Origin of the sequence: Corynebacterium sp. HMSC065D07 (genome assembly GCF_001810695.1) — a bacterium.
Lineage (GTDB): Bacteria > Actinomycetota > Actinomycetes > Mycobacteriales > Mycobacteriaceae > Corynebacterium > Corynebacterium hesseae.
The window spans coordinates 12,504-29,041 of the sequence record NZ_KV802421.1 but is presented as its reverse complement, the minus strand read 5'-3'; the positions used below and the strand labels follow the sequence as shown (position 1 = coordinate 29,041).

The following is a 16,538-nucleotide window of genomic DNA, read 5'->3' as shown; positions in this document are numbered from 1 at the left end:
CTGGGTTTTTAGTCCAGAATTGTCTCACGCAGGATCGACATCGGCACCGAGCCTAGGGCCAACGCCTGGGAGTGGAAGTCACGTACGTCCATCCCTTGTTCAACTGCGGCGTCGCGGGTCTGCTGCCACAGGCGCTGGCCCAAGGCATAAGACGGTGCCTGGCCCGGCCAGCCCAGGTAACGGGTGACCTCGAAGGAAAGGTTCGCGTCATCCATCGCGGTGTTCTCACGCATGAAGGTCTTGACGTGGGACTTGTCCCAGACACCAGACGCGGTGCAGTCCGGCAAGGGCTTACCCAAGTGGAGTCCGATGTCCACCACGACGCGGGCGGCGCGGAAACGTTGGGCGTCGAGAAGCCCCATGCGGAAGCCCGGATCATCCATGTAGCCCAGCTCCGCCATGAGCGCTTCCGCGTACAGGGCCCAGCCTTCGCCGTGGCCGGAGTTCCACGTCACCGCACGGCGCCAGAGGTTAAGATCCGGCTGCGTCAGCGCCGCACCAATCTGCAGGTGGTGGCCCGGCGCGCCCTCATGGTGGACGGTTGTGAGCTCCTGCCAGGTGTGGAAAAGCTCCTGACCAGCCGGCACGGACCACCACATGCGGCCGGGTCGGGAGAAGTCATCAGACGGCGAGGTGTAGAAGATGCCGCCGGTGCCTGCCGGGTCGATGCAGCACTCGATCTCTTTAGCGGCCTCCGGAATGTCGAAGGCGGTGCCATCGAGGTCCTTGATGACGCGGTCCGCAGTGGACTGCATCCACTCCACCAGCGCGTCGGTGCCGTGGAGCTGGTAGCGCTCCTCCTCGTTGAGCTTGCGCATCGCGGCGCGGACCGTCACGTCGGAGCCATAGAGCTCGTGGGCGATTTTTTCTTGCTCCGCCTTGATGGAGCGCACCTGGTCCAGGCCCCACTCATAGGCTTCGTCGAGGTCCACGGTGTCACCGACGAAAAGCTTGGAAAAGCGCTCGTAGCGCTCGCGTCCCACCGCGTCCTGGGATGGGGCCTGCGGCTGCAGCTCGTTGGAGAGCCAATCGGCGAATTCACCGAAGGCTTCCTTGGCGGCGTCCACCTCGGGGCCCTCGACGCCGAGATCCTCGAGCATGGAGCCGGCGTCGGCAAGCCGCTCACTCTGCACGAATACTTCCGAGATCTGGCGTTGGGGCGCCACCATGCCACGCGACGCCGCCTCGGTGAGGGACTCCTTGTAGCCGCTGAGGGATGCCGGCACCTTCGACAGGCGCGAACGCAATGCATCAAGCTGTTCCGGAGTGTCCTTCGGCATGAGCATCAGGGTGTCGCGGATGGTCTGCACCGGCGAGGCAATGTTGTTAAGACAACGGATGTCCTCACCAGCATGGTGCAGGTCAAGATCCAGGCAGAGACGGTCGCGCAGGACGGCGGCGGTGACGTAGTCCACCTCGTCGAAATCGTCGTCATCGTCGGATTCGTCGGTGGTGTCATCGAGCGCATCGAGATCCGCCATCATCTCACGGGTGCGATCCGCCACGGAGGAGTAGTACTCCGGGGAGAAATCCTCCAGCTCCCCATCGAAGCCGGGGATTCCCCACGCGGTGGCATCGGTGGGCGTGAGCTGCGCGAGGTCGTGGACGAAGTTATCGCACGACGCGTCCAGCAGCGAAGGCTGGCGCTCTGCGTTCTGGTCAAAACTCATAAGGGCGAAGTCTAACGAAGCTCCGGGGGTTTGGGCCAACCTGGTGCCGCCTTATTTACCAGGTTGTTAGCTAATTGTTGCTCCACTTGCTACCCGGGCTCACCCAGGATGCGAATTCGTTCAGCACTTCAGCTGGATCGGCATTGACCACGAGCGCATCGAGGAAGCGTTTTTGAACAAACCCCTCCTGCACCATTGCGGAGTACATTTTTGTAAACGGCTGCCAGTAGCCGTTCACGTCTACGAGTCCCACCGGGCCATCGATGTTCCCCAACTGCTGCAAGGTGAGGACCTCGGTGAGCTCCTCCAAGGTCCCCACGCCACCCGGCAGGCACACGAAGGCATCGGCGAGCTCCTCCATGCGCGTCTTGCGCTGGGCCATGGTGTCGACCACCTCGAGCTGGGTTACCCGCTGGTGGGAAAGCTCGTAATCGACGAGCTGGCGCGGGATTACTCCAATGACGGTTCCGCCGGCCGCAAGGCAGGAGTCCGCAACGATACCCATCAGGCCTACGTCACCACCGCCATAGACCAGGGTGAGGTTTCGGCGCGCGAGCTCCTCCCCCAAATGGTGCGCGGCGTGGCTATAGGCCTCAGAGTTTCCGGCGGCGGAGCCGCAGTACACAGCAACAGAATCCATGGGTATCACTCTATCGCAGGCGCATTTCTAGACCATGATGTCTACTGAATCCTAATTTCTATTAGACAATGCGGTCTGGTGAATTTATACTTGACGCCATGATTAAATCCGGTCCCGTGTTCACGCGCCCCCGCACCCCAGCGGCGAAGTGCCTCCACATCATTCGACTCAACCCCGTTGTCACCCGCAGTGAGCTTGTCGAAGCCACGGGACTCTCCCAGCCCACAATCACCCGCGCCACCGCCGCGCTTTTGGGTGCTGGACTGATCCGCCAACGCACGGATTTGACGCAGTCCCGCGGTCGCGGGCGCCCCACAGTGCCCCTGGAGGTAGCGGATAATGACTGGATGCTGGCCGGCATTGCCGTCGGTACCGCCTTTACCCACATCGCCTTCTTTGACACGCAGGGACGCACGCTCCGCGAGGAAGACGTGGCTACACCGGTTTCTCGCCTGAGCGCGAGTGACGTCATCGAGCACATCATCGCTGGCGTTAATCGCCTCATGGCCGGCCTGGATCGCCGCTTGGTGTCAGTCGGCGTGACCACCTCCGGCAGCGTCAACGAGGCCGGGCGCATCACCGCCCACAACCTGGGGTGGGACGAAATGGACATCGCCAGCCGCCTGGAGTATCAGTTCGGCGTTCCAGTAGTTGTGTCTTCCGTCATCCCGGCGATCCTCGGCTCAGAGACGCAGTCGACGGAGATGGGAGCGGAGAAGCCCGTCATGGTGCTCTACGCGGATGACTCCGTTGGTACTGCGCTCACAGTTGGCGATGAGATCGTGCAGCTCAACATCGATGACCCTGACTCTCTCGCTACGCAGGCGGTGCTCGATGTGACAGGTGAGGAGTCTTTCCCAGACGTGGTTGCGAACGCTGACGATGAGACGCGAGCGCTTCTCGACGACCGCGCACGCTCCCTCGGCGCCACCGCCGCTGAGCTTTTGGCTGAGTACAAACCTGACACCCTCGTGGTAGCCGGCGGAGCCTTCTCAGATGATCCGGCAGCGCCGAAGCTCTTTGCTTCCGCTGTACGCCAGGCCACCGACCACCCGGTGGAGCTGCGCATGATTCCCTCGCACACCGAGATTGTTCGCGCCTGCACCCGCGCTGTGGCGCTGGACCCGCTGCTGCGCGTGCCGCTCGATCTCGGCCGCGAGGCCAAAGCTGCCTAAAAGGGGATTGAAGTAATTCCCGTAAAAAGGTGGGCTTTGAGCCCAAGGTGCTGGGCGCCGGCGACGAAGTCCGGCCGATCGTCGAAGAAGTGGGTGTCCTTGGCCTGGGCCCCGAGGGCATCCACGGCCACGAGGTAGGCTTCCGGATCCGGCTTGGCCACCCCTATATCGCAGCTCAGCGTCACGGCGGCGCATTCTTCCAGCCAGGGCTGCGTCTGGCGGATCCTGGTTCCCAATGCCGCCGGCACATTCGCCAGGATGCCAACACTATGGCCCTGGCCAATAAACCCTAGGACCGCACGAACCATTTCTTCGTCGGCTACCAGCAGGTGCTCGGTGTCCAATTCGATGGCGTGGCTGACATCAAAAGGAGCAAGACCGGCCAGCGCGCGAATGCGGCCCCAATATTGCGCATCGCTCAGGTGCCCAGCGTCATATGCAGGGCGAAACTCCTCATAAAGAGACCAAAAGTGCTCTACATTGTCGGGACGGAGGTAATCCTCCAGCTCAGCGTTCCCGGCGGGCGTAGCTGACCGCATGAGCACGCCGTAGAGGTCGAAGAGCAAAGTGGCCATGCGCCCAGTGTAGCCAGACCGCAAGAGCGCCAGTCAGCGTGCCCGCTACGAAAAGCGGAAGCGATAGTGTGCCATGTGCCAACAGCGTCGAGGTTGCCCCCACGAGGAATAGCCCGCCCACGCTAAACAGGGAGCGGCTCAGCGCCGTCGCCGCCGCGGCGGCGCACAATAAGAGGGCAAGCCCGGCAAACGGGCCGAGCATCACCGCGAGGGCGAAGAAAAAGGTTCCCAGAGCCATGTTGGTTGCCGCCAGCCACATGCCACCGACCAATGCAATCGCTAGCCCGGCAAGGGCACCGCAGATGAGCATGAGGCGCGTTGTAGTCATAAAAAAATTCTCCCACCAACCGCAGGGGGCCGTGGGAGAATCCGCGCAAACTATATGGCTTCGTTACCGTTGCGCCAGCGAGCCATCGACGCGCAGCAGGCCAGAACCGTCATTGCCCACCAGCTTGAGCTGGTCAATGATCTCAGACACGGAGGACTCTTCCTCAACCTGCTCCTCGAGGAACCAGTTGATGAGACCACGGGAATCCAGGTCCCCAGCCGCATCTGCGGTGCGGGCGATCTCTCGGATCTGCTCCGAGACCTTCTGCTCATGCGCGAGGGATGCCTCAAAAGCATCGAGCGGGGTGGCGGCCTTGACGGAGCCGACCTGGATATCCTCCAGCTCGACGCGGTAGCCGCGGTCCAACAGGTGCTCGGCGAACTTCTGTGCGTGCTCGCGCTCTTCCTCTGCCTGCTTGAAGAACCAATCGCGCATGCCTGGGAAGGACAGGTTGTCCATCTCGTAGGCCAGCTGAGTGTAAATCAGGGCTGCGCCGTGCTCATTATTGACCTGGGCGTTGAGGAGCGTTTGCAGTTTCTCATCCATAAGAGTTATTCCTTTCGTGTGTTGTTCCCACAATACAGAAAAAAATCGGGCGCGCTAGCAAGGTGATCTTAAGCAAACTCGCACGTCATAACACTTTTTCTGGTAGGTTTACCTAACCCAAATCTGAGATCCGCTGGTAACGCGCGAGGCTAACACCATCAAGGCCCCGGAATTCCACCGCTATTCCACGGCTTGCGTACTTGCTTTCCACAGCCTGGAGCACCGCCACGGTTGAGGCATCCCAAATATCGGCCTCTGAGAAATCCACGATGACCTTCTCCACCGGCAGGGTGTAATCGAAGGCGTAGACCAGATCGTTCGAGGAGGCGAAGAAGAGCTGGCCGCGCACAGTGTAGACGTTGCCCTCTAGCTCCACCGACACGAGGTGGGCGACGCGGCGTGCAAAGGCCACCGAGGCAGTGAGCACACCGAGGATCACACCGACCGCCAGGTTATTCGTGGCCAAGGTGCCAATCACCGTCACCAGCATGACGAGGGTTTCGCTCAGAGGCATGCGGTGAATCGTGCGCACCGAGCGCCAATCCACGGTGTGGAAGGACACCATAAACATGACCGCCACAAGAGCAGCCATGGGGATTTTCCCTACGGTGTCCCCCAACACGAGGATGAGGATAAGGAGGAAGACGCCGGCGAGGAACGTCGACAAGCGCGTGCGTGCCTGCGATTCCTTGACGTTAATCATGGTCTGGCCAATCATCGCGCACACGCCCATGCCGCCGATGGCAGCGGCGAGCATGTTGCCGATGCCCTGGCCCACGGATTCGCGCGTTTTATCGGAGTGGGTATCCGTGAGGTCGTCGACAAGCTTGGCGGTGAGCAGGGATTCCATGAGTCCGACGAGTGCCACGCCCAATGCATAAGGCAGGCAGAGGAGGAAGGTCTCGCGGCTAAACGGCACGTCTGGAATGACGAAACCGGGCAGGGAGGTCGGCAGCTCGCCCTGATCCGCGACGTCGGGAACCTCCCAGCCGAAAATCACAGTCAACATGGTGACAACCACAATCGCCACGAGGGGCGCGGGGATCACCGTGGTGATTCGCGGCCACACCACCATGATGACGAGGCCCAGAGCAACGAGAGGATAGACCAGCCACGGCACCTGCCACAGGTGACCCAGCTGCGCGGTGAACATGAGGATGCCCAGCGCGTTGACGAAACCCAGCATGACGCTGCGGGGGATGAAACGCATGAGCTTGGCGACGCCCAGCATTGCCATCACTACTTGCAGGATGCCCGCCATCCAGATGGTCAGGAGCACGTACTGCAGGCCATGCTCGTGGGCCAGGGGTGCGATGACCACGGCGACAGAGCCCGCCGCGGCGGAGATCATGGCTGGGCGCCCGCCAGTGATGGCGATGGACATCGCCATGATGACGGAGGCGAAGAGCCCCACCTTGGGGTCGAGCCCGGCGAGGATGGAGAAACTTAAGACTTCAGGGATGAGGGCCAGCGCAACAGCAAGCCCGCCAAACATCTCCTTGCGGAAGCGGGCGGGCGAGCTGAAGGCCGCGCGGAAAGAACCGGCGGAACGGTCAGACATTAGTGGCCGTCTTTGAAGGAACCATCGCGGGTGATGACCGGCAGGACCGACCAGGCAAAGTTGATCCACTGGTCGGTCTTCTTCCACGAGAAGTCCGGCTCAAAAATGGTGGTCGGCTTGGTGTAGATGACGGCGGACTTGACCTCGGAGGCGGTCTGCTCGAGCAGGTTGACCACGAGGTCGAGGGTCTTGCCGGAATCCGCTACGTCATCGACGACGAGGACCTTCTTGTCCTTGAGCGAATCCGTATCCAGCTGCGGGTTAAGGAGAATCGGCTCCGGCAGGGTCTCACCGATATCGGTGTAGAACTCCACATTGATAGCGCCCATTTCTTTGACGCCGATAGCATAACCAATAGCGCCTGCAGGGATCAGGCCTCCGCGGGCCACGCCCACGATGAGATCCGGGAACCAGCCCGAATCCACGATTTGTTGCGAAAGGTAGCGGCTGGCCTCACCGAAGACCTCCCACGTCAGGTTCTCGCGTTCCGGGTTCCACCACTCCGGGGTGCTCATCGTCTAGGTCTCCTTCGCCAGATTGTGCATTTCCCTCAGTCTAATCATCTACCTCAGCGGAACGGAACCTCTGCCACCGTTCGGCGCAGTTTGCGGGTGCGCAGCCGCTCCGGATTCTCCGCCAACGCCTCCACCGCGCGCACCGCACACATGACGTGGGCTTCCTTCGAGTTCGAGTAAAAGGCCTGCGCTTGGGCAGGAAGCTTGGGCACGGCGTGCAAAGGCAGATCGGACACCGACAGCAGAGTGCCATACGGGATGCGGTAGCGGTAGCCGTTGGCAGCGAGGGTGCAGGATTCCATGTCCACGGCCACCGCGGTGGAGTGGCGCAGCCATTCCCACAAGTCCCGGGAGGTGCGCCACTCCCAGTTGCGGTCATCGGTGGAGAGCACCGTGCCGGTGCGCATGAGCGAATTGTCTTTCCCGTATACCTCTTCGACGGCGGCCTCCAGCATGCGCTGGATTTCTGGAATGGCGGGAATCGGGTTGCTGGTGGTGACGGTGCCATCGAGGATGTGGTCCTCGCGCTGGTAGGCGTTGCCCAGGATGAGGTCGCCGATGCGCATGCGGCCATCGAGCCCTGCGCAGTGGCCGATCATGATCCAGGCCTCCGGGCGCAGCACCGCCAGGCAATCTGTGATGGTCTTGGCGTTAGAGGGGCCCACGCCAATGTTGATCATGGTGATGCCATCTCCGCCGGCGGTGATGAGATCAAAACGGGGCATCTGGTAGCGGGAGGTGAGGGTGAGCTCGTCGACGTCGAGAAGCACCGCGTCATTGGAGTGGATGGTCTCCCCCGTGGGCAGCACGAGCGCGGTGTAGCGTGAATCCTCACGTGAGAGTTCGCGCAGGCCGAACTTGACGAACTCGGTGGTGTGCATGGCGTAGTTGGTGAACAGGATGTACTTCTGCACGGTGTCCACCTCGATGCCGGTGTAGTGCTCGATGCGAGCACAGGCGATGTCGAAGCGCTGCGGGCCGAAGTGGAACAGCGGCTTTTCTTTCCCGTGAAAGGCCTTCCACGCGCCGTCAACGATCCCGTCATGAACCGCATCGAGGGTGGGCCGGGGTATATCGCCGCGGTCCTGGGGAATTTCTGTAATCCCCCGGATATATTCCGGCGGGATGCGCTCATCCGATTGACCGACGTAGATATCGCAGGGGTAGTTATTGGTGAGCCGCGTGAGCTGCTCCGTGAGGTAACTACGAATCAGCCATGGTTTTGATATCACTGCCGAGTAGCGGCCCTCTTGGTCCACGTAGCCGAAGGGCTCAGAGCGGTCGATGGGTGTCCATTGGCGGATATCCACGGTGATCTTCGGGTAGACCACGTGGCGGTAGGCGTCGTGGTCCCCCGAGGCGAGAGCGTGACGTGCCAGCTCGCAAGAACTGTCATAGAGCTCGCTGAGGCGGGAAATCGCTTCATTGACGGAGTGGACATGCTGCAGGTCGGTCATGCTCGCGAGTGTATCCATGAAAGAAGCCCGCCGCGGTGAGGCGGCGGGCTCTATCCCCATGACTAATCCGGTAACGCGTGCGGTGTGGAGCTCACCGCCCGGCCCGTATTAGGCAAGCCTTAGCTTAGTAAAAAAGTTGGAGGGGCGTCAAGGGTAAACTGCAATCCCATGACCACACTCCCCCTCGGTGCCCGCAGGCGGACGCGAGGCGTGTGCGAAGACGACTGGTCCGCGCGCCCCACCGCCGAACGACCCTGGCCGGTTATTTTGATCCACGGAACCTGCGACAGCAAAGGCGTCTGGCAAGTCCTCGCAGACATGCTCCGCGCCGCTGGCTGGGCCACCTTCGCCCCTGACTACGGGACCCGCGCCACCGCTCCCCTGCAGGAATCCGCCCGGCAGCTCGACGCCTACATCAACGCCGTCCTTGCCGTCACCGGCGCGGAAAAGGTGATCCTCGTGGGGCATTCCCAGGGCGGATTGCTGGCTCGCTATTGGATGCGCATGCACGATAGCGCGGGGTTTGTACGGCACGTCGTCTGCATCAGTGCGCCCAACCACGGAACGACCCAGGGCGGAATTGCCAGCCCCCTCTTCCGTGGCGAGCGCCAGGAGGAGGTCGTGCGCACGCTTATCGACGGCTGGTTTGGCCCCGCCGGCATGCAGCAAGTAGTCGGCAGCGAGGTCGTGGAGGCAACGAACCGCGACAGTGAGGTCGAACCCGGTGTGAGCTATACGTGCATCGCCACGCGCTCCGATGCCGTCGTGGTTCCACCCAACACCTGCTTCCTCAACGGCCAGCAGGTACGAAATATCTATATTCAGGACATCGAGCGCCGCGCGATAATCCGCCACGAAGACATGCCCTTGGACAAGCGGGTATGCCACGTGGTGCTCGAAGAACTGGAGCAGCTTTAGAGTTCTAGCTCATCCAGGATCGCGTCGAAAGCCGGGCCCACCTGGGTGCGCCACAGGGTGTCGACGCGATCGTCGGCGCGTCCCGGCCCTCCATTGATGGTGGCCACGCGCTTGCCTTGTTTCTTGGCCTCTAGGACGAACCGAAAGCCGCTCATGACCGCCAACGAAGAACCGGCAACGAGCACCGAGTCCGCCGCGTTGACCATCGCATAGGCGGCGTCCTTTTTGTAGGTAGGCACTGGCTCACCGAAATAGACTACGTCTGGCTTCAGGCGCTGCGAGCCGCACTGCACGCAGCCGGGCATGACGAATTCTTCCACTGCTTCCTCGCTGAGGGCGACGTCGCCGTCGGGGTTCACGTCCGCTTTGTTGACTGCCCAGCGTTGGAGGAATTCCGGGTTGGCTGTGGCCGCGCGGGCGTCGTAGTCCGCGCGTGCTTCTTCGTACCCGCAGCTCAAGCACACGACGTGCTGCATATCCCCATGCAGGGCGATGAGGTTGCGCTGCCCAGCTTCCTCGTGCAGGCCATCAACGTTCTGCGTGACAACGCCCGTGAGAAGCCCGGCGCGCTCGAGCTCGACCAAAGCGTAGTGCGTGCGGTTGGGGTGTGCGGCCTGCATGACCCGCCAGCCCACAAAGGCGCGGGCCCAGTAGCGGTGGGAGGCCTGCGGGTCGTGCAGGAACTCCTGGTAGGTCATGGGGCGGTGCCGGCTGAGGGAGCCGTTCGGGCCGCGGTAATCCGGCACGCCTGATTCTGTAGATACACCTGCTCCCGTGAGGACCATGACGTTGCCGCGGCGTAGTTGCTCGGCGACGGCGTTCAACGCTTGTTGTGGAGGCGTCGGGGTCGCAATCTCTGAGACGACGCGGGAAATCGAGCGCAGCGCAGACCGATGGGCGTGGGCAACAGCGGGATCCATGGTGCCCCAGCTTACGGAAGTACCTCCTCATAGAGATAGTCCGAGTCGAGCTCGCCATGGCGCGAGCAGCGCGCGTTCCAGCCGTCCGGGCGCACCTGCACCACCATGCGGCGCCCGCACAGCTGGCAATAGCGCGGGACGTCCAGGCCGGCCGCGGCTGCCGGGTGCAGGGTGAATTCCTCGCTTAGTGGTTTCCCAGTGTTGGGGTGGAACAGCGGCTCCTCGCCGGCGAGTACGGCAGCGGCCAGCTCCGTCGAGCTGTTCATTAGAGCGCCTTGATGGGCAGGTCGATGCGGCCGAGCATGTCGACGTCCTTCTCGATCTGCTTGCCCAGCGTGGTCAGGTAGTTTCCGGCGATGATGGCGTTGATGCCGCCGAGGAGGCCCTTTTCGGTGCCGTCGTCACCGAGGGAGAGCTCGCGGCCGCCTGCAAAACGGAGGGTCACGGACGGCATGGCCAGGCGGAATGCGGCCACGGCGCGCAGCGCCTCACCGAGCGGGACCAGCGGGTAATCCGCGAACGGGGTGCCCGGGCGGGGATCAAGGAAGTTCATCGGCACCTCGCAGGGCTCGATCTGGGCCAGCTGGTAAGCGAATTCGGCGCGGTCTTCTAGTGATTCGCCCATTCCGATGATGCCGCCGGAGCAGACTTCCATGCCGACTGCACGGACATTCTCGAGGGTCTCTTTGCGCTCCTCCCAGGTATGCGTGGTGACCACGTTGGGGAAGAAGGACTTGGAGGTCTCCAGGTTGTGGTTATAGCGCTGGGCGCCCATGTCCTTGAGGCGCTGCGCTTGCTCGCGGGTCAGGGTTCCGAGCGAGAGGGAGATTTCGATATCGACTTCATCCAGGATGGCCGGAATGGCCTCGGCAACCTGGGACAGGAGGTTCTCATCTGGGGCTTTCACAGCTGCCACGATGCAGAACTCCGTCGCACCCGTCTTGGCCGTCTTCTTGGCGGCCTCCACCAGCTCCGGAATGTTGAGACGCGCGGCGCGTACGGGAGAATCAAACAGGCCCGACTGTGAGCAGAAGTGGCAATCCTCCGGGCAGCCGCCGGTCTTAATGGAGATGATGCCTTCCACGGACACGTCCGGACCACACCACTTGAGGCGGGTCTTGTGGGCGATGTCCGCGATCTCTTCCAGCTGCTCATCCGGGATCTGGAGAACCTGCAGGAGTTCTTCTTCGTTGAGGCCGATGCCCTGCTCCAGGGCCTTCTCGCGTGCGATGTCTACGATGCTCATGCGGGAAACATTACTTGAACACCGTTCAAGTTGTGGTAAATCTGCCGGTTTCATGTAGTCCGGGCTACCCTTTAGGCCATGGATTCCACGCTCTACGACGACACCCTCGCACTGCTTCAGCAGCTCATTCGCAATGCCTGCGTCAATGACCTCACTCCGGATTCCGGCCACGAGGTCCGCAATGCCGACACGTTGGAGCGGTTTTTCGCAGGCACCCCGGTGGAGATTCAACGCTATGAATCGCACCCGGGCCGCGTCACCATCGTGGTGACCGTTCCGGGTGACCCGGACAAGGAGCCGCTCACGCTCATGGGCCACACCGACGTCGTGCCCGTCGACGAGCCCAAGTGGACCAAGCCACCTTTCGACGCCGTCATCGAAGATGGCAAGCTCTACGGCCGCGGCGCGGTGGACATGCTCTTTATTACGGCGACGATGGCGGCGGTGACTCGCGATGTCGCTCAGCGCGGCAACCCCGGCGGCACCCTGGCCTTTGTCGGCATGGCCGACGAGGAGGCCCGCGGCGGCTTGGGCTCCATCTGGATGGATAAGCACCACCCGGAGGCCTACTCGGTGCGCAACTGCCTCTCGGAAACCGGCGGCAGCCACCTGCCCGGCGCGCTCGGCTTCAACGTCGGTGAGAAGGGCGCGGGCCAGCGCCGTCTGCACGTGCACGGCGATGCCGGCCATGGCTCCACGCCGTTTGGGAAGGACTTTGCCATCGTCAAAATCGGTGAGGTTGCTCGCCGCATCGCCGCCGCCGAGCCACCCGTGGCCACGGATGAGGTGTGGCAGGGATTCGTCAAGACCTTCCGCTTCGACCCCGCAACGGAGGCAGCGCTTCTCGACGGCTCCGCTACCGCGGCCGACTATGAAAAGTTCGGTAGTTTGTCCGCCTACGCTCACGCCTTCTCGCACACGACAATTGCCCAAACTGTCCTGCGCGCGGGTGGCGCCATCAACGTGCTGCCTTCCCACGCCTACCTGGAGATGGATATCCGCCCCTTCCCTGGCCAGACCCAGGAGGAGCTCGACGAGTTCCTGCGTGAGGCCCTCGGCGATATGGCCGACGAAGTAGAGATCGAGCACCTTATTACGGAGGACGCCACACAGTCCTCCACCGATACTGAACTGTGGCGCTGCATCGAGGAGACCGCCCACGAATTTTTTCCGGATAAGGAGGTGCTGCCGGTGCTGGCGACGGGTGGTTCCGACCTGCGCGTGGCGCGTCGCCGCGGCGGCAACGCCTATGGCTTCGCGCTGCATGCGGAGGATCGGGATATGGCCAGCGCAAACTCGCAGCTGCACAGCCACGACGAACACCTCTACCTGGAAGACTTGGATTTGACTGTGAAGGCGTATTTTTCGCTGGTAAATCGTTTCTTAGGAAGCGAGCACTAACGCAAACGTGTAAAAGCTGTGGCACAATGTGGCGCATGAGAAATAAGCTTGTCCTCTGCTCCGTTGCTGCTGCCATCGGCCTGTCCGCCCCTACCGCATCCGCCGACATGGTGGATGACTACCTGGCCAAGGTCCCTGCCGGCCAGATTTCCTGTGAGCAGGCCACCAAGTACTACACCAATCCGTCTGACTACAACAGCAAGAAGTCCCAGGCGCTGGCTGCTGCCAACTTCCACCCGCGTGGTCCCGAGATCCGCGACGCCGTCGCCCGCGCCGACGAGGCCATCGCTCGCTGCGGCCTGAACGGTGGCGGCGGCAACACTGCTCCTGCTCAGAACACTGCACCAGCTAACAACACTGTCCCTGCCAACAACGGTGGTGGTGCCCCGGCAAATAACGGCAATAACGCCCCATCGAACAACGCTTTTCCGACCTTCCCGGTGACCATCGGCAACTTCACCTTCAACGTCCCGGACATTCTGGCGTACCTCAAGACCCTCGTCGAGGGCACCCCGCTGGCCCAGCTTTTGCCGTAGAAGACTAGCGGAAATACGTCCCCGCGTGCAGCGCACAGCCTGTATTGAAGGCATGCCCGCACGCGGGGCATTTATATGCTGAGTATTCGGCATAGGTCATTGTTCGGCCGCAGGCCCCGCACATGACGCAGAGCTGGTCTTTCGGCATGGGTCCGAATTCATGGTCGGTCAGCTCCGCGTGGCAGAGCGAACACGCGAACCATCCGCCGCAGGTGTGGCACTTGTTCGCAATGACGTCGACAAGCGTGTGCCAGTGACGGCACCGGCCGTCCGCATCGATGGCACCCTGGATGTGTGTCACTAACGCGTGAGCCCCCACAGAATCTGATCGTGCACGCGCGGGTCATGGGGTAGATTTCCATGTTCGACTGGGGCGGATTCCACATTGACCACGTCCGCGCCCGGAACAGCGCTCAGCTCCGAGGTCTGGTTCGGCGTCACGGTATTATCCGCCGGCGAATAGATGGACGTGTAAGTAACGCCGGGCGCGGTATCCGGAAGCTGGTTGAGATTCTCCATAAAATCCGAGCCCTCCAACTGCTCGATGCCAGCGCTGGTGCCGAGGAAATCAACCACATCGGGCGCGATCTTTGCGGCCGTCTTGAGGGGCGTTGCCCGCCCGCCCCACGTCGTCCCGTGGAAGTTCGCACCGATGGTGACCACGCGGTTCACTTCATCCGCTGAGCCGTAGAGTTGTGTGAAGGTCTTGGTGTGCAGGCCGCCCTGGGAGAAACCGACGAGGTTTACTTTGTTTGCTCCGGTGACCTCACGGATGTGTTCAATATGCCCGGCGATCTCGCGCCCGGAAGAATCTAGATCCGCAATCCCCTTCATGTAGTCGTAGGCGTTCTGGTACGCAATGTCCTCGGCGCCATAGTCGAAGGCCCACACGCACATCCCTTGGTCCTTGAGCTTCGGGATGAGATCGTTCCACTCGGCCGAGTTTGCCGAAGTACCGTGCAATAAAACAACGGGTTCAGTGACGGAACCCGTGGGCTTACAGTCAGGATCATTGATGCCGAGATCCTGCGCGGCGGAGGTCTCCATGGTCTGGGCATGAGCCGGAACGGGGGCGGCAGTGCCGAGGAGGATTGCAAGGAAAGCGCGCTGTAAAAAGCCGTTTTTCATGAGGCACCAGCTTATCCGCCGAGCCTGGCCAGCTACTGTGTGATTCCTGTGCGCAACTAGGGTACCCGTCACTACCATAGAGGTAGATAAACAAAGGACCTGAAATGAAGCGACTTCTCTGTATTGCCTCTGCGCTCTTTGTGCTCGGCGGCTGTTCCTCTCTCGACGTTGAATCCACCCCTGCGAGTGAGACGTCGTCAAGCACCAGCGTTACTGAAGACGCCCCGCGCCCCACCCTTCCCGCAGCGGAGGAAAGCGTCGAAGACGTCGACGTGGATCAACCGCAAGAAGAAGTCATCGGCTTCACCGAGGCGCCCGGTGCGGCGCAACCTACTCCGATGGAGAAAACCATCGAGTCCTGCGGTGATGTCTCGCTACACGAAACCGGAACGACATTCTTCAGCGATGGAACCTCTGGCTGGACGCAACAGTGCGCCGACGAAATGATGGCTGCGAATCCTCCAGTTCAAGAAGCCGCCGCGGTGTATGAAGCTCCCGCCGTAGAAGAGAACTACGTTCACCCCGGCGCGTATTGCAATGGCGGAAGCGGCGTATCAAAGAGAGGTGTCCCGATGACATGCGCACCCGCTTCTGATGGCAGGATGCGCTGGCAAAGCGCATAACCTCATTCCGGCAGTTGAGGGCCTTTACCCTTCTTCCACAACGCAAAGGCGATGCCTCTGCGGATCAGTGCTGAAAGCCCCACGGGTAGGCAGCACAGGAAGGGCAAAGCGATGAGCATCTGCCCGATCCAGCCGAAGAGACCAACCGCCCCGATAACGACAAAAACGGCATCCAGGCGGAAATCTGTAATGACCTTCCGCTGCATGGGCAGGGAAACAAGGTAGGCAATTCCCAGAAACACGAGTGCGGGAAGAAGCACAAAGACTGCAAGGAAGCCACTCTCAGCATCAGTTCCTTGCGTATCGACGAAAAAGAGGGCCACCAGCAGCCCAACAAGCACGAACTCCACAAATGGTAACCGCAGCACAGGGAAATCTATAAGCCGCGGTGGCTGGGTGGAAGCGGGGCCGAACATACCGACAGTCTAGGCAAAACCCTTTCCCCGTCGTCTTTACCGAAGTACTTAAGCCTTACGGAGTGTGAACTCTACGACGTCGACCTCGTCATCCTCAGCTAATCCGGGATAGTGAGTATCGAGCGCTTCGTGGAGCTCAGCAAGAGAACCAAAGCCATCTCTTCGGGCCTGTTCCTCCGTCAAGGACCTCCGCTGGGTAGAGACGACAGAAGTGACTTCTGCGGGAATGGCGACAACCTCTCCGGATTCTTTCTCGAAGACAATCTGGGCGCTTCCTTCGTGGAAGGGGTCATCCACCCGAATTGTTTGTTGTTTTTCTCCGCTTCGAATTGATTTCTCGTAGCCTTCCCACATATAGATGCGTTGCTCTTTGTCCATGTCACGCCAGTTATATGCGAACGGTAAGAGCTCTTCCACGGTGAGTGCTTCAAGTCCATTGCTTCCGCGCACGATGCACTGGATAGACGGATCAGTATCAAATAGCACTTGGCGGCATTTTCCACAGGGCGAAAGCACCTGGCCAGTCGGGCCGTGGACGGCGACTACCGCTCGGATAGGATCCTCGGGATGACTAGCAGCGTGGTTAGCTAAGGCCGAGATTTCACCACAGGGGCCACCGAGAAAATGGTATGCGTTCAAACCGAGCACGTGTTTGCCGGATTCAGTCAGGAGGGCTGCGGCTACGGTGTGATCTTCCCCGTCGTGGAAGCGCTGCGCATGGGTCGTGGCTACGGTCAGTAATTCTCGGAGTTCATTAGTAATCACCCTTCAAAGGTAGCTGTTACTGCCACAACTCCTAAGCCCAAGGGATCACAAATCTGTCGCTGTCATTCACGGTAAATAAGGGCGAAAACTTCGAATTTCTGGCCGCTATCATTCCCCG

General features: G+C 61.3%; 20 protein-coding genes. 5 read left to right on the top strand and 15 right to left on the bottom strand.

The window, feature by feature from the left end; all coding sequences use genetic code 11:
- Nucleotides 1–8 precede the first annotated feature (8 nt).
- Together HMPREF2760_RS00240 and HMPREF2760_RS00235 are read right to left on the bottom strand one after the other, a co-directional pair.
- Nucleotides 9–1,670, bottom strand: a complete 1,662-nt coding sequence (locus HMPREF2760_RS00240; protein WP_070520342.1) for a DUF885 domain-containing protein — start codon at nucleotides 1,668–1,670, stop codon at nucleotides 9–11.
- 70 nt (nucleotides 1,671–1,740) lie between these two features.
- Nucleotides 1,741–2,310: an LOG family protein gene (locus HMPREF2760_RS00235; protein ID WP_070520345.1), complete on the bottom strand. Its 570-nt coding sequence runs from the start codon at nucleotides 2,308–2,310 to the stop codon at nucleotides 1,741–1,743.
- 98 nt (nucleotides 2,311–2,408) lie between these two features.
- Here HMPREF2760_RS00235 and HMPREF2760_RS00230 point away from each other — a divergent pair, with 98 nt between their 5' ends.
- Nucleotides 2,409–3,485 carry an ROK family protein gene (locus tag HMPREF2760_RS00230; protein ID WP_070520347.1) on the top strand — a complete coding sequence of 359 codons (1,077 nt, stop codon included), beginning with the start codon at nucleotides 2,409–2,411 and terminating at the stop codon, nucleotides 3,483–3,485.
- Here the strand turns inward: HMPREF2760_RS00230 and HMPREF2760_RS00225 are convergent.
- From HMPREF2760_RS00225 to amn, 6 genes are all read right to left on the bottom strand, one after another.
- Nucleotides 3,482–4,060, bottom strand: coding sequence for an HAD-IA family hydrolase (locus HMPREF2760_RS00225; protein WP_070520350.1), 579 nt, complete (start codon nucleotides 4,058–4,060; stop codon nucleotides 3,482–3,484). The two genes, HMPREF2760_RS00230 and HMPREF2760_RS00225, sit on opposite strands and share 4 nt — an antisense overlap.
- On the bottom strand, nucleotides 3,993–4,388 hold the full coding sequence (locus HMPREF2760_RS00220) for a hypothetical protein (protein ID WP_070520352.1): 396 nt from the start codon (nucleotides 4,386–4,388) through the stop codon (nucleotides 3,993–3,995). Before HMPREF2760_RS00220 ends, HMPREF2760_RS00225 begins: the two co-directional genes overlap by 68 nt.
- Nucleotides 4,389–4,451: 63 nt before the next feature.
- Nucleotides 4,452–4,934, bottom strand: a complete 483-nt coding sequence (locus HMPREF2760_RS00215; protein WP_070520355.1) for a ferritin — start codon at nucleotides 4,932–4,934, stop codon at nucleotides 4,452–4,454.
- A 112-nt stretch (nucleotides 4,935–5,046) separates the two neighbouring features.
- Nucleotides 5,047–6,495, bottom strand: a complete 1,449-nt coding sequence (locus HMPREF2760_RS00210; protein WP_070520358.1) for a SulP family inorganic anion transporter — start codon at nucleotides 6,493–6,495, stop codon at nucleotides 5,047–5,049.
- Nucleotides 6,495–7,010, bottom strand: a complete 516-nt coding sequence (locus tag HMPREF2760_RS00205; RefSeq protein ID WP_070520361.1) for a phosphoribosyltransferase — start codon at nucleotides 7,008–7,010, stop codon at nucleotides 6,495–6,497. The genes HMPREF2760_RS00210 and HMPREF2760_RS00205 overlap by 1 nt, the downstream gene beginning before the upstream one ends.
- 53 nt (nucleotides 7,011–7,063) lie before the next feature.
- Nucleotides 7,064–8,467 (bottom strand): AMP nucleosidase, encoded by a 1,404-nt coding sequence (gene amn / locus HMPREF2760_RS00200; protein ID WP_070520364.1) that lies wholly within the window; start codon nucleotides 8,465–8,467, stop codon nucleotides 7,064–7,066.
- 168 nt (nucleotides 8,468–8,635) lie between these two features.
- Between amn and HMPREF2760_RS00195 the strand changes: the two genes are divergently transcribed.
- On the top strand, nucleotides 8,636–9,385 hold the full coding sequence (locus HMPREF2760_RS00195; RefSeq protein WP_070520367.1) for an esterase/lipase family protein: 750 nt from the start codon (nucleotides 8,636–8,638) through the stop codon (nucleotides 9,383–9,385).
- Here the strand turns inward: HMPREF2760_RS00195 and HMPREF2760_RS00190 are convergent.
- The 3 genes from HMPREF2760_RS00190 to bioB are packed head-to-tail and all read right to left on the bottom strand — an operon-like array spanning nucleotide 9,382 to nucleotide 11,551.
- Complete coding sequence (locus HMPREF2760_RS00190; protein WP_070520370.1) at nucleotides 9,382–10,305, bottom strand: Sir2 family NAD-dependent protein deacetylase; 924 nt, start codon at nucleotides 10,303–10,305, stop codon at nucleotides 9,382–9,384. The two genes, HMPREF2760_RS00195 and HMPREF2760_RS00190, sit on opposite strands and share 4 nt — an antisense overlap.
- 11 nt (nucleotides 10,306–10,316) lie before the next feature.
- A complete protein-coding gene (locus HMPREF2760_RS00185; protein WP_070520374.1) occupies nucleotides 10,317–10,571 on the bottom strand; it encodes a biotin synthase auxiliary protein BsaP in 255 nt (84 codons plus the stop codon).
- Nucleotides 10,571–11,551, bottom strand: a complete 981-nt coding sequence (bioB, locus tag HMPREF2760_RS00180) for a biotin synthase BioB (protein ID WP_070520377.1) — start codon at nucleotides 11,549–11,551, stop codon at nucleotides 10,571–10,573. The genes HMPREF2760_RS00185 and bioB overlap by 1 nt, the downstream gene beginning before the upstream one ends.
- Before the next feature lie 78 nt (nucleotides 11,552–11,629).
- Here bioB and HMPREF2760_RS00175 point away from each other — a divergent pair, with 78 nt between their 5' ends.
- Nucleotides 11,630–12,952, top strand: coding sequence for a M20/M25/M40 family metallo-hydrolase (locus tag HMPREF2760_RS00175; protein ID WP_070520381.1), 1,323 nt, complete (start codon nucleotides 11,630–11,632; stop codon nucleotides 12,950–12,952).
- 35 nt (nucleotides 12,953–12,987) lie between these two features.
- Complete coding sequence (locus HMPREF2760_RS00170) at nucleotides 12,988–13,488, top strand: hypothetical protein (protein ID WP_369821999.1); 501 nt, start codon at nucleotides 12,988–12,990, stop codon at nucleotides 13,486–13,488.
- A 4-nt stretch (nucleotides 13,489–13,492) separates the two neighbouring features.
- Here the strand turns inward: HMPREF2760_RS00170 and HMPREF2760_RS12405 are convergent, their stop codons facing one another.
- Both HMPREF2760_RS12405 and HMPREF2760_RS00165 read right to left on the bottom strand, forming a co-directional pair.
- Nucleotides 13,493–13,789, bottom strand: a complete 297-nt coding sequence (locus HMPREF2760_RS12405; protein ID WP_083299197.1) for a CHY zinc finger protein — start codon at nucleotides 13,787–13,789, stop codon at nucleotides 13,493–13,495.
- Nucleotides 13,789–14,616, bottom strand: a complete 828-nt coding sequence (locus HMPREF2760_RS00165; protein ID WP_070533500.1) for an esterase/lipase family protein — start codon at nucleotides 14,614–14,616, stop codon at nucleotides 13,789–13,791. The genes HMPREF2760_RS12405 and HMPREF2760_RS00165 overlap by 1 nt, the downstream gene beginning before the upstream one ends.
- Before the next feature lie 104 nt (nucleotides 14,617–14,720).
- On the opposite strand from HMPREF2760_RS00165, the gene HMPREF2760_RS00160 reads away from it, so the two are divergent.
- The gene (locus HMPREF2760_RS00160; RefSeq protein WP_070596260.1) at nucleotides 14,721–15,239 is read left to right on the top strand and encodes a hypothetical protein; all 519 of its coding nucleotides are present in this window, start codon (nucleotides 14,721–14,723) and stop codon (nucleotides 15,237–15,239) included.
- Nucleotides 15,240–15,241: 2 nt separating this feature from the next.
- Here HMPREF2760_RS00160 and HMPREF2760_RS00155 read toward each other — a convergent pair whose 3' ends face one another.
- Both HMPREF2760_RS00155 and HMPREF2760_RS00150 read right to left on the bottom strand, forming a co-directional pair.
- Nucleotides 15,242–15,655, bottom strand: a complete 414-nt coding sequence (locus HMPREF2760_RS00155) for a hypothetical protein (protein WP_070596258.1) — start codon at nucleotides 15,653–15,655, stop codon at nucleotides 15,242–15,244.
- A gap of 48 nt (nucleotides 15,656–15,703) precedes the next feature.
- The gene (locus HMPREF2760_RS00150; protein WP_070596255.1) at nucleotides 15,704–16,420 is read right to left on the bottom strand and encodes an ASCH domain-containing protein; all 717 of its coding nucleotides are present in this window, start codon (nucleotides 16,418–16,420) and stop codon (nucleotides 15,704–15,706) included.
- Between the last annotated feature and the right edge of the window lie 118 nt (nucleotides 16,421–16,538).